This is a genomic window from Hymenobacter lucidus (genome assembly GCF_020447265.1).
Taxonomy (GTDB): Bacteria; Bacteroidota; Bacteroidia; order Cytophagales; family Hymenobacteraceae; genus Hymenobacter; species Hymenobacter lucidus.
The window spans coordinates 62,270-74,867 of record NZ_JAJADR010000004.1 but is presented as its reverse complement, the minus strand read 5'-3'; the positions used below and the strand labels follow the sequence as shown (position 1 = coordinate 74,867).

Below are 12,598 nucleotides of genomic sequence, written 5' to 3'. Positions count from 1 at the left end.
GCCAGTACACAGTAGCGCGAACTTTGTAGTTCGCGTGGCTGAACAACACTCTTTCTGGTACGCGAACTACAAAGTTCGCGCTACGGCCGGGTTGGCTTCACTCTCTGCGAAAGGCTGCAGAAACGGCGCCTTGCGGCTAAGCAGCAGCACCACGAACAGTGACGTAAACAGGCTCACGGAAGCCAGATAAGTGTAGGGTATAATCAGGAAGCCATAGAAGGTAGCTAAGTACACTTTCAGGCTGAGCAGGGCGGCCAGGCGCGGGTCGAAGCGGTGGCGGAAGCGCCAGAACAGCCCACCGCACAGCACTACCACCGCCACGCAAGCCCCGAAATGCACCAGCTGCAGCCGCGTAATTCGCTCGGTAAGAGTCCCGGGCAAATCATAGAACCAGGGCGCAAAACCCACGCCGTTGAACAGGTGCATGGGCACGGCTACGGGCGCCACGGGGTCGATGTGCTGCCACTCGCCTTCGGCAATACCGAGGTTTTCGAGCTGAGCCCGCAGGAAAATGGTCGGGTCGTGGAGCAGGAAAGGGCCGAAGACGAGCAGCACGCCGGCCAGCGTGAGGCCCGCCGTAAGCCAGCCCCGGCGCGGATTTTCCCAGAGCAGCAACAGCCCGTAGAGTGGTACCCACAAGGCCAGTGAGAAGCGCGAGAGTAAGCATAGCACCAGCCCCAGGGCCTTGAGCCACGGACTTTTGCTGAGGATGCCACCCGCCAGCACGCAATAGAAGCCCACAATTAGGCTTTCCACGGTGAAGGTGAACATTGGCTTGTCGGTGAGCACAGCGAAGTGCAGCACCAGCACCGGCAGCACGGCCTTCAGCAGCCACTCCCCCAGCGGCAGCGCCAACCGGGCCAGCTGCCATTGGTACACCAGCAGCAGCGCCAGCAACAGTCCCCCAAATGCCCAGCTCCGGTAGTCAACGCCCAGCACCTCGGCCGGCACGAAAGGCAGCCACTGCAGCGGCGGGTAATTGGGCAGAAACGTGTAGCCCAGCAGCGTGATAGGCTCGTAGACGACCTTGGGGCCCAGAAAGCGGGTGACGTAAACCTGCAGCGCGGGCAGAATATCGGAGCGGGCCCCAATATCAGCCACATCGGCCCGGGCCACGAGCTTGCGGACAACGGGTGCCGTTATCAGCCAGCTAACGGTTGTGAGGACCGCTCCTATACCCAATCGGGTAAGTATTGGTCGGCTAGCCACGGCGGGCCACGCAAAGCGGTAGCCCAGCGCAGCGCGGGCTGCAAGGAGGCACAGCGCTGCTCCCAGCGCATACAGCACCACCGGACTCCAGTAGGGCCCCAGACTATTGCGCCAATAGGTGAAAAACAGCACTTCCAGCCCGAAGACTAGGCTTCCGCCCAGCAACAACGCGGAACTGGTGGCACGGGGCGCACCGGGAGAAATCATGAGCAACGGGCAGCAGGCGTAACAGGCAACCCGGCAAAGCTACCAGGCCGCCAGAAAATCAGGTCTGGCAAAGAGCCGCCAATATTATTGGATTTTTTCCATTGCCCGCTCCAGTTCAGCCAGCGTGGTTTCCTGAAACACCAGTTCCTCGGAGGCCGCCTGCCCCGTAACGGTGCGGCGCATAGCCAGAAACGGGGTACCGTTGCGGTATTGGAGTCCGATGAGCAGCACTTTGCGGTTGGCCGGAATCCGCTGGAAGGCGTAGCCCTCGGCCTGGGGCTGGGCTTCGGCAATGGTCAGGCAGTCTTCGAATACCAGCCGGATAGTGGTGCCGGGTTCCACATCCACGGGCACGGCAAAATCGACTGGCGAACCGGCCGCTACGGGCTTATCGGCATTGAGCCAGCCCAACCGGCTGCAGGTATACACGCGCCGGTCAGAATTTTCTTCGTCGGTGGGCTCCTCCTCGGCAGCTTGCCGGGCAATGGAAGCAGGCACCACCGAATCGGTGGAAGCCGTGGCCGTTTCGGCGGAATTAGCCAGACCGGCGTGAAACGAAAACCGGATGGGCAGCACCATTTTTACCTTCACCAATTGGCCACCGCTACGGGCGGGGGTCCAGTGGCCGGAGGTTTGGCGCAGCACCCGTAGTACTTCCTCGTCGCAGCCACCCCCAATGCCGCGCACAATCGTCGGGTCTTCGACCTGGCCAGCTTCATTCACCATAAACGAGGCGTAGACGATGCCTTCGGTTTTGTTTTCAACGGCTGTTTGGGGGTAGCGCACCAGCTTGTTGATGTCGGCCGGACCGTTGCCGTAGGTGGGCATCTGGTCGGCAGTGGCGGCGGCTCTGGTGGCTAGCGGCTGCTCGGCGGCGGGCCCGGCGGCTACCCAGCGCACGGGCTGCACGCCCCGGCCGCCCTGCCCGTAAAACAGCTTCAGCTCTTTGCGGCGCGAAGCCGGACCGGGCATTTCCAGCTGAAACGCCTGCCCCGGCGCCAGCCGCAGCTGCTGCCCCTGCGCTGAAGCCCGCACCAGCACAATGCCGCCTGATTCGAGCAATTCGCCCTCAGGCGTTACCGTCGTCAGGTTGGAAAGCAGCATATCGGCCACGCTGTAGCATTCCTTCAACTCAACCCACACGGGCTTGACGGCGGGCTGGTTGCGGCTGTCGACGAGTACCCCGGCCGGAATCCGGACCACGGTACCTTCGCGGCCGTGCACTTCAGCGGGCTGGCTAGGGTCAATCTGGAAATACTCGCTGGCCTTGAGCGTCAGGTCGTGGAGGCGGGCCTCGGAGGGTGGCGCGGCGGCCGTATCAGCCCCGGGAGCCCGCAGCGTGCCCCGCTTATACACGATGAGGGGCGCGGTGCGGCTAGTGCGCTGGCCCAGCCGGTGCCAGTCGCGGCGGCTGCCCACGGCCCCGGACGATGGAGTTTCGGGCAGAGAATCGGCCAAAGCCGGGGCTATTTCAGTGGGGGCCTTGGTTTCCGATTGAGCGGATTTCTCGCTCTGACAACCCACGGCAGCCAGCAGGAACAAGGGGTAAAAAAGCAGACGGCGTTTCATTCGGAGCATACGCATAAAGTCCCTCTACGCGAAAACTATCCGAAAGAAACGCCGCCGGGCAGCATTTTCTCGTGCTAAGACTGATTTTAGCGGTGCGTAGCACCGGCTAGTTACAGGTTTTTCAGCACGAAATCAGTCATTTGCCGATATAAGTGCAGCCGCGTGTTGCCCCCGTAGATGCCGTGGTTGCGGTTGGGGTAGTATAACGACTGGAAATCCTTGTTGGCTTTTACCATGGCATCGACCCAGGCCGTAGAGTTCTGGAAGTGCACGTTGTCGTCGCCGGTGCCGTGCACGAGCAGGTACTTGCCCTTCAACTGCTGGGCAAACTGCACGGGTGAGTTGTCGTCGTAACCGCCGGGGTTTTCCTGGGGCGTTTTCAAAAACCGCTCGGTGTATACCGAATCGTAGTAGCGCCAGTTGGTAACGGGCGCCACCGAAATGGCCATCTTAAACAGGTCGGCGTTTTTGGTCATGGCCAAGGCCGTCATGTAGCCCCCGAAGCTCCAGCCCCAGATGCCGATGCGCGTCTTGTCCACGTAGGGCAGCGTGCCGAGGTACTTGGCGCTTTCGCCCTGGTCGATGGTTTCGAGCTTGCCCAGATTGGCGTAGGTGCTTTTCTTAAACTCGGCACCCCGGGCGCCCGTGCCCCGGTTATCCACCGACACGACGATATAGCCCTGCTCGGCCAGCAATTGGTGCCAGAGGTAGTTGGTAAGGGCAATGCCGCCACCTACATCGTCCTTCACCGTCTGGGAGCCTGGGCCGCCGTACACGTACATCAGCACCGGGTATTTCTTGTTGGGGTCGAAGTTGGCGGGCTTCAGCATCGAGCCATTCAGGGTCACGCCTTCCGAGGTTTTGAAGCTGATAAATTCCAGCTTACCCAGGTTGTACTGGCTCAGGGTCTGGCGCAGTTTGGCGTTGTCTTCCAGCACTTTCACCACTTTGCCGTCTTTGCCGGTGCGCACACTCACCGTAGTAGGCTCGCCGGCGGCCGAGAAGTAGTTGAGGAAATACTTGCAGTCGGGGCTCAGGTTCACGGTGTTGTTGCCGTGGGCCGCGTCGCTCAGGCGCGTTTTGCCGCTACCCTTCAGGTTGATGCGGTAGAGCTGGCGCTGCAAGGGCGAGGCCTCGGTGCTGGAGTAGTACACCAGGCCCTTGTCTTCGTCGAAGCCGTCGATGCTGGTTATTTCCCAGTTACCCTTCGTGAGCTGGCGCACCAGCTTGCCCTGCATGTTATAGAGGTAGAGGTGGCGGTATCCGTCTTTTTCACTGCTGAACAGGAACTGCTTGCCGTCGGAGAGGTAGCGCAAATCGTCGTTTACCTCCACGTAGGCTTTGTCGGAATCGGTCAGCACCACCTGGCTTTTGCCGCTGGTGGCGTCGGCGTGCAGGATTTCGAGCTTGTTCTGCAGGCGGTTCAGGCGCCGGATGCTGAGCAGGTTCGGCGTTTCGGTCCAGATGACGCGGGGAATGTACTGGTCGGCTTCCGGCCCCACGTCCATCTTGGTCGTTTTGCCGGCCGCCACATCGTGCACCGAGATGCTGACCACCGAGTTTTTCTCGCCGGCTTTGGGGTACTTATAGCGGTAGTCTTTGGGGTACAAGTCGCCCCACATCTGCATGTTATACTCAGGCACCTGGCTTTCGTCGAAGGTGTAAAAAGCCACCTGCCGCGAGTCAGGCGACCAGAAAAATGCCTGGGCAAACTCAAATTCTTCCTCGTACACCCAGTCGGCCGAGCCGTTGATGATCTTGTTGGCCGCACCGTCGTTGGTCACGGCTTTTTCCTGCATCGTAGCCAGGTCGGTTACGAACAGGTTGTTGTCGCGCACGAAAGCCACGCGCTTACCATCGGGCGAGAAGGTGGCGTAGCTCTGCTTGCCGCCGGCACTCAACGGCGTCAGCTTTTTCGCAGCCCGGTCGTACACGAAGTAGGTAGCCCGGGAACTGCGGCGGTAAATGGGCTCCTCGGCGGTCCAGAACAGAATTTTCTTCTCGTCGGAGTTAAACGAGTAGCCTTCTACCGGCAGCGGCTGGCTGCTACCGTCTACTTTCAAATCCTGGCCGGCCACGAGGGTTTGCACGGCTTGGCCGCTCGTCACGTCGTGCTGTACTAGGTCGCCATTATCGAGTGAGGAGTAGTAGCGGCCGTCCAGCATCCAGTTGAAGCCGGGCACCGAGCGGGCCTGAAAGGTGCCTTTGGCCCAGATGTCTTCGAGGGTAATATTCTGTTTTTGCTGGGCTACGGCCATCGGGACCGAAGCGGGCAGGAGCACGGGGCTGGCAGTAGTCAGAAAGAAAGCCAGACCGAGAAAGCGAAAATTCATAGAAGCGGGAAAAGTGAGCGGCTAAGAGTCGGATGTCAGCCGCGAAAGATACGCACGGAAAGATGGCCCTAAAGTCGAAGTTGCCCGCCAGAAGTTGCGCTGCCCTTCCCGCGCGACCCGAAAATTTATGCGGCGCCCAGTCTTTTGGCTACGGGGTGTATGAATCGGGGACGGCACACGTTATAGGCTGCGGATATCTTTCTGGCAGCTGCCAGCCAAGTTAGCCCGCCACTTCCGACCTTTGCTCTCTATGCGTATTCGTTTGCCTCTGGTTGCTTCCGTATCTGTGTGCCTGTTGGCGGCCTGCTCGCCCGATTCCGACTCCTCTCCCAGCCCGTATCTGGAGTTGGTCGGTAGCACCCGCTTTGTCAGTGCCAACCGTAGCGTCACCTCGCCCGGCGATACGCTCACAACGCGGCTCTACGCTGAGGCCTCCGATGCGCAAAGCCCCTTGCGCCGGTTGCTTATCACCGTCAGCTACGAGCCCAACAAGAATCCTATCCTGTATACCTCCACTTTTGACCCGACCGAACTGGCTGATCAATCAGAGAAGCTGGTGTACCTGGACACGACTTTCAGCACTACTGCGCCCACTACGGCCTTGGCTTACCAGTTTACATTTGGCACCCGCACCACTTCGGGCCGGGAAGTGTGGCGCTTTGAAGCTGAAGATACCCAGCAGCGCACGGCCAGCCGCAGCTACCGCCTAACGCTCCGCACCGCCGATTCGGCCTTAGTCTACCACCGCTACAACGTGCGCCTCCAGGCCCCCCAAACGGCGGCCAGCCGCAGTTTCCTGTCGTTGTTGTCGGGCTTGGCCCTGCCTAAAGTCACAGTTCGAAAGAATCCCGAAGCCCAGGAGCTGATTGATTTGATCTACTTACCTACCGCTGCCGGCGCACCCTCACTGTCAACCCTCACCGATGATACGCTGAGACTGAAGCTCGGCCGCAGCTGGAGTAAGAAACGAGCTACCCAGCTGCGCCTGCTTCCTCTTTCCGACTCCACCAGCTTTGCCAATGCGAATACCGCCGCCAGCTTTACGACGCTCTTCAATCAGGTACTAACTCCTTCGGCCACGAGCACCGGGCCTTTGCGCGAAAAGCAGATTATTGCCTTTCAAACCGAAGACAAGAAATACGGTCTGATTCAGGTAGTCGATATTAAGACCACGCCTACTCCGACCGTGGATCTGCAGATCCGGATTGCGAAATAGCTACCGTATTGAGCAAAAAAGGGTGGTCTTGTTCGACAAGACCACCCTTTTTTTGCTCAATACGGGGGATTAAAATGTCCAGCCCGCCGTTACGGTCGTCGTATACTGGCTGCCGTCCACACTCACCACTGGTGTGTTGCTGTCGAGGGCGTAGGGACTGTAAAAGCGTTTATTGGTGCCATATACACCCGCCACATCCAGGAAAAAGTTTTTCTGGCGAATACCGGCTCCCGCCGTAGCGTAGTTGCGGGTGCGGTCGAAGGCATTTTTCTTGTAAGGGTCGCCGTAGCGGGCATAGCCGGCCCGAACCCGGAAAATATCGAACCGCAGCTCACCGCCCACCCGAACATTCACCGCTGAGCGGTAGAGCTGGCGCACGTTGTCGTTGCTGTTCCCGAAATCGAAGTTATTATTTACCGTCGGGTCGCTGTTATCATTGCTCAGGCGGGCTTGGCTGTAGTTGAGGTATTCTACGTCGCCACTCACGAAGCCATGCTTGCCAATAATAGCTGCTACCCCACCGGACGCCTTAAATGGCGTTGTCAGCGCGTAGCTGAATTCGCCCGGGTCGGTGGTCGAAGTTTGGGAGGTAATCGATTTACCTGAAACCACAATAGCCTGATCATACACGGCGCTCATCGAAGAGCCGTAGGTCTCCGACAGCGTCATGAAGGTTGGCGTCTGAATAGCCGCTCCGATTCGGATTACATCATTGGCGCGATAAATGGCGCCGATGCGGGCATTAATGCCAGCACCGTTGGTTTCCAGGGTTTCGCGGTAGCTCAGTGAGCCAAAAGCAGTGCCAAGTGCAGTGCTCGGGGCCGCCGGGTCGGTAGCCGTCAGTGTGCTGGTCGAGCTAAAGTGGGTACCCACGATACCAATTGCGCCACCTACATAGAGCCGGTCACGGTAGCTGGCACCGTAGCCGATATCGAATTGCGTCTGGGAACCGGTAGTCAGCACAGTTTCTTCCTGCGTCAGGTTGCCTCGCGAAGCGCTGTAGTCACTGGGCAGATAGGTGCCATCGGCATCCCGCTCGGTGAGGTACACATCGTAGGCCAGATCGTCAAGGGTTTCCAACCGGTCTTCGCTCAGGCGCTGCAGAATATCCTGCTCCCGACTGGGGTTGCCCCGATACCGGAAGCTCTGGTTGAAATCGTTGATGCGAGTAAGACCCAGGGCAAATGTTCCGCCCCGCCAAGCATTATCATCGTCGTCCGACCGGCGGTTGGCAAACACCAGCCCTAGGCTCCCGATATGCAGGCTGTTGCGGGCATCGGAAGTAGTAGTGCCAAAACCATTGCTTTGCGTATTGCCTAAGCCCAAGCCTGGCGAAAAGCTAAACTCAGAGCGCTGATACATACCCAGACCGGCTGGGTTGGTTACCAAACTGCCTAGATCGGCACCTACCGCTACGTTGGCGCCGGCGCTACCCAACGTGCGGGCCGTGCCCCCAAACTGTGTTTGCGAAAACCGCAGCGCATCCACTTGATATTGGGCAAAGCCGTAGCTGGCCTGGCCCATAAAGGCCACGGCAAGTAAATATTTCAGGTTTTTCATGGGAGGAAAGAAAGGTGGCCAGCGCAAGGCCGGCCACTATAAGACTTCCAGATAAAGTGTTACTTATTCGCGGCCCCGGCCGCCGCTACGGCCACCACCGCCGCTCGAGGGAGCAGAGCTGCGCGAAGGCTCAGCCGAGCGGCTGGGCGCCTCGTAGGAGCGTTGCTGCGGAGCTTCATACGTGCGCTGTGGGGCCTCATAGGTGCGCTGTTGCGGCTGCTGCGGGGTTTCGTAGGTGCGCTGCCGACGAACTGGCTGCTCTGTTACCTGGCCACCGCCGTTTTGCCCGTTGTTCTGCTCATTGCTATACTCACGCACTCGGCTACGACGCTGCTCCGAATACGTCGGGGCGGGCGTAGCGGCGGGTTGGCTGCCAGCATCACCGGTATTCTCCACTACGCGCCAGCGGCGGCCCCCACTCTCCGTAGTACGTGGTTGCTCGGCACCTTCCCGACTGCGGGAGTTAATCTGGGCACCCCGCTCGTCTTCAAAAACGGCGCTTTTTCTCAGCACCTGCTCACTGCCTTCGCGGCCACGGCCGGAACGCACATCGGCCGGCGTGGCAACAGCATCCGTTGAGCCACCAGCAGCCTGGGTGCGGCCCCGACCATTCCAGGCAGGAGCCGTTGCGTTGCCGGTGGTATTGGTGCCGCCCACCGGAGCAGCTACGCCGCCCTCACGGGTGCTGCGGCCCCGGCCCACGCCACTGCTCACCGTACCATTGCGGCCATCGGTAGTAGCCTCCACGCTACGGGTGCCGCGCGGACCATAATTAACATTGCGAACAGTACCAATACTGCCGCCATAGTACGCACTGCCGTAGCCATAACCATAGCCGTTGTAAAGGCCATTGCGGTAACCATCGTAGTAGCCCATGCCATAGCCACCGTAGCCGCCATAACCATAACGCCACGGATTGTAGTAAGGACGGCCAAAGCCGATGTTGATAATTACGGCTGAGCTGCCGTAGTAGGGGCTATAGAATGGGTCGTAGCCACCGTAGTAGCCAGGGCCCCAGCCATAAGGCGAGTAGCCGCCTCCGTAGTAGGAGTAAGCACTACCGCCGTACCAAAACGGGTCGGAGTAAAATGGGTCGTAGTAGCCGTAGCTGAAGCTACGGTAGGCCGGCTGATGAAAGCGCCGGATCCGTTGGGCATAGCCGTAGTCCTCATCATAGTACTCAGAGCTGCTACCCTGTGACGATGAGGATGACTTGCCGGAGGCACTATAATCCGGGTTGGTTTCGGCATCGGAAGCCGTGCTTTCCGGGGCGGCATCCTGCACCGCGGCCGTAGTCCGCGCCGGCGCATTATAGGTCGTGCGGTCTTTGGAGGAATAATAGACCCCGTCGCCCTCCGTAGTGGTAAGAGCCGAGGTAGTTGCGCAGCCGCCCAGCGCGAGCAGGGCCATGGCGGGCAAAACGGTGTTAAGAATTGATTTCATGGCTGCTGACGCTGAAAAGATTAACACTGCAAGGAACAGATATGAGAAACCTCGAAATGGTTGTCTGACTTATAACAGACCGGCGAGGTGAGCTCCGGTTTAATAACGTAATTTGGCCCCGAAACGGTGCCCTTTTCCTATGTCAAATCTTATACCAGATTTGGGAACTATTTCGCTTACCCAAAGATACCCAGAAGATGAGTAAAAGTTTGCCGAAGCGCAGTGAAGATTATTCGCTGTGGTACAATGAGTTGGTAAAGCGGGCCGGCTTGGCTGAGAACTCCGCCGTGCGCGGCTGCATGGTCATCAAACCCTATGGCTATGCCATCTGGGAGAAGATGCAGCGCCAGCTTGATGATATGTTCAAGCGTACCGGCCACCAGAATGCGTATTTTCCGCTATTCGTGCCCAAGAGCCTGTTTGAAGCCGAAGAGAAAAATGCTGAAGGCTTTGCCAAGGAATGCGCCGTCGTAACCCACTACCGCCTCCAGAACGACCCCGACCGGCCCGGCAAGCTCCGTGTAGACCCGAACGCCAAGCTGGAAGAAGAGCTGATTGTACGGCCCACCTCGGAGGCTATTATCTGGAGCACCTACAAAGGCTGGATTCAGAGCTACCGCGACCTGCCACTGCTGATTAACCAGTGGGCCAACGTGGTGCGCTGGGAAATGCGCACCCGTTTGTTTCTGCGCACCGCCGAATTTCTGTGGCAGGAAGGCCACACGGCCCACGCTACCGCCGAGGAAGCCGTAGCCGAAACGCGCCAGATGCTGGAAGTGTACTCGCAATTTGCCGAGGAATGGATGGCCCTGCCCGTAGTGAAGGGCGTGAAAAGCGAGAATGAGCGGTTTGCCGGTGCCCTCGACACGTATTGCATCGAAGGTTTGATGCAGGATGGCAAGGCGCTGCAGGCGGGCACCTCGCACTTCCTGGGGCAGAACTTCGCCAAGGCATTCGACGTGCAGTTCACCAACAAAGAAGGTCTGCTGGAGCACGTATGGGGCACGAGTTGGGGCGTGAGCACCCGCCTGATGGGTGCTTTGGTAATGGCCCACTCCGACGACGAAGGCCTGGTGCTACCGCCCAAGCTGGCGCCTATTCAGGTGGTTATCGTGCCGATTTACAAAACCGGCCAGCTGGAAGAGCTGACCGAGCGTATCCGGCCCATGCAGCAGGGCCTCATTGAGCGTGGCATCAGCGTGAAATTTGATGACCGCGACACGGAGCGCCCCGGCTACAAGTTTGCCGAATGGGAGCTAAAAGGTGTACCCGTGCGCATTGCCGTGGGTATGCGCGACCTAGATAACGGCACCGTGGAAGTAGCCCGCCGCGACACCAAGGAGAAGATGAATCTGCCGCTGGCCGACATCGTGAACAGCGTGGACCAACTACTGACCGACATCCAGACCAACATTTACCAGCGCGCCCTGAAGTTCCGCGAGACGCACACCACCCGCGTGGACACCTATGAGGAGTTCAAGCAGGCCCTGGAAGGCGAAGGAGGCTTCGTGGTGGCCCACTGGGACGGCACTTCCGAAACCGAGGAGCGCATCAAGGAAGAAACCAAAGCAACCATCCGTTGCATTGCCCTGAACGAGCCCGATGAGGACGGCACCTGCATCCTGACCGGCAAGCCCAGCGCCCGGCGCGTCTATTTTGCCCGCGCCTACTAGGCTTGGCTGAAATACAATTGGCATAAAAGGGCCGGCAACACACGTTGCCGGCCCTTTTTGTCTACTCGGGGCAATGGTTTGCTGACCGTTGCCTCCTTCTCTCACACCACCAGTACCGGCGCATTGGCTTGGCTTTGGGCCGCCGTAGCCGCCCGCAGGGCCTGTTGTACGTGGCGCTGCTCGTGGGCTACCACAAACTGCAGTGCCTCCCCTACCCGCAGCTTAAGCAGCCGGAAAAACTCGATACGCACGGCTTTGCGGTTCAGGTTGGCGCCTTTGGCAGCACCCAACACCTCCAGCAACTGCTCCTGGTGCTCCAGAAACTCCTGCAGCACCGCCGGGCCCAGCGCGCTGCCAGCGGGGTTCATGTGCTTGATAGTTTTGTGCTGCTGGCCGTTGTCGGGCCGTACCGTGTCGTACGACTTGCGCCCCAGCCAAGTGAAGCCGACTTCGTGTGGGTTATAGCGTTGATTCTGCCCGTGCAGGGCCTTGGCCAACTCGGCGTTGTAGAAGCGGCTATAGCGGTTCAGGTGCTCCAAGCATTCGAGCACACTCCAGCTGGTGGCCGAGGGCTTGAAGTTCAATTGGCGGCTACTCAGGGGGCGCAGCTGGGTATCGACGGTGGCGCGCAGTTCCTGAACCTGGTCGGTGAGCTGGCGCAAAAGAGTAGTGGAAAGCATGGCGTAAGACGTTGGCGTTGATAGCGTCAAAGGTGGGAGCCAGTACTTTCCCAAACCTTGACTGAAATCAATAGTTAGCGCAGGCGGCTCAACGTTTCGGGCGTCATACGCAGGTAGGAAGCAATATACTTTTTGGGCACCAGCTGAAACAGATGCGGGCTGCGAGCCATCAAGCGCGCCAAGCGCCGCTCGGGCTCGGGCAGCAGCAAGTCGATTTCCCGCTCGATGCGGCCTACCAATACCCGTTCCAGCTCGGTGCGCCAAAATCGGGCAAAAGGCGCGTTGCGCTCCACAAACGCACTGAAGTCGGCGCGGGAAATAGCCAGCAGCTCACACTTCTTCAAGGCCTGCAGGCAGTAGTCGGAGGGCCGATTATCGACAAAGGAGGGAAACGAGCACACCATGTTGTTGGCGTAACCAAAGCCTACGCAGATTTCCTCGGCCTGCGTGGGGTAAAAAATGCGCAGTACGCCACTCACCACGAAATACAGGTTGTGCTCTACCTGCCCGGCCTGAATAAGAAAGTCGCCGCGCCGCAGCACGACGCGGCGCTGCCAGAGCAGCAGGAATTCCTGAATATCAGCTTCGCTCAGGTAAGGCACCTGCCGCAGCAGCGCCGCCAGCATCGACAGATTTTCGGGGAGCACGGCAGTCATGGATACACGCAGAACAGGTTGGCGAGGGCCGAAAATAATGACTTGGCCGGGC

At 59.2% G+C, this 12,598-nt stretch carries 9 protein-coding genes; 2 read left to right on the top strand and 7 right to left on the bottom strand.

The features are described from left to right. Positions 1-66: 66 nt before the first annotated feature. From LGH74_RS14430 to LGH74_RS14420, 3 genes are all read right to left on the bottom strand, one after another. Positions 67-1,416 (bottom strand): hypothetical protein, encoded by a 1,350-nt coding sequence (locus tag LGH74_RS14430; RefSeq protein WP_226176745.1) that lies wholly within the window; start codon positions 1,414-1,416, stop codon positions 67-69. 84 nt (positions 1,417-1,500) lie between these two features. Further along, positions 1,501-2,985, bottom strand: coding sequence for an energy transducer TonB (locus LGH74_RS14425; RefSeq protein WP_226176744.1), 1,485 nt, complete (start codon positions 2,983-2,985; stop codon positions 1,501-1,503). Between the two features lie 110 nt (positions 2,986-3,095). Further along, a complete protein-coding gene (locus LGH74_RS14420) occupies positions 3,096-5,318 on the bottom strand; it encodes a S9 family peptidase (RefSeq protein WP_226176743.1) in 2,223 nt (740 codons plus the stop codon). A gap of 250 nt (positions 5,319-5,568) precedes the next feature. On the opposite strand from LGH74_RS14420, the gene LGH74_RS14415 reads away from it, so the two are divergent. Further along, positions 5,569-6,534 (top strand): hypothetical protein, encoded by a 966-nt coding sequence (locus LGH74_RS14415; RefSeq protein WP_226176742.1) that lies wholly within the window; start codon positions 5,569-5,571, stop codon positions 6,532-6,534. Positions 6,535-6,603: 69 nt separating this feature from the next. On the opposite strand, the gene LGH74_RS14410 is transcribed toward LGH74_RS14415, so the two are convergent. Together LGH74_RS14410 and LGH74_RS14405 are read right to left on the bottom strand one after the other, a co-directional pair. Further along, entirely contained in the window at positions 6,604-8,094 is a 1,491-nt protein-coding gene (locus tag LGH74_RS14410) for an OmpP1/FadL family transporter (protein WP_226176741.1), read from the bottom strand. Between the two features lie 63 nt (positions 8,095-8,157). Continuing rightward, positions 8,158-9,537 (bottom strand): YgdI/YgdR family lipoprotein, encoded by a 1,380-nt coding sequence (locus tag LGH74_RS14405; protein WP_226176740.1) that lies wholly within the window; start codon positions 9,535-9,537, stop codon positions 8,158-8,160. A gap of 197 nt (positions 9,538-9,734) precedes the next feature. Here LGH74_RS14405 and proS point away from each other — a divergent pair, with 197 nt between their 5' ends. Then, a complete protein-coding gene (gene proS / locus LGH74_RS14400) occupies positions 9,735-11,210 on the top strand; it encodes a proline--tRNA ligase (protein ID WP_226176739.1) in 1,476 nt (491 codons plus the stop codon). Positions 11,211-11,311: 101 nt separating this feature from the next. Here proS and LGH74_RS14395 read toward each other — a convergent pair whose 3' ends face one another. Beyond that, positions 11,312-11,890, bottom strand: a complete 579-nt coding sequence (locus tag LGH74_RS14395; RefSeq protein ID WP_226176738.1) for a DinB family protein — start codon at positions 11,888-11,890, stop codon at positions 11,312-11,314. Positions 11,891-11,964: 74 nt separating this feature from the next. Beyond that, the gene (locus LGH74_RS14390; protein ID WP_226176737.1) at positions 11,965-12,546 is read right to left on the bottom strand and encodes a Crp/Fnr family transcriptional regulator; all 582 of its coding nucleotides are present in this window, start codon (positions 12,544-12,546) and stop codon (positions 11,965-11,967) included. Positions 12,547-12,598: the final 52 nt, after the last annotated feature.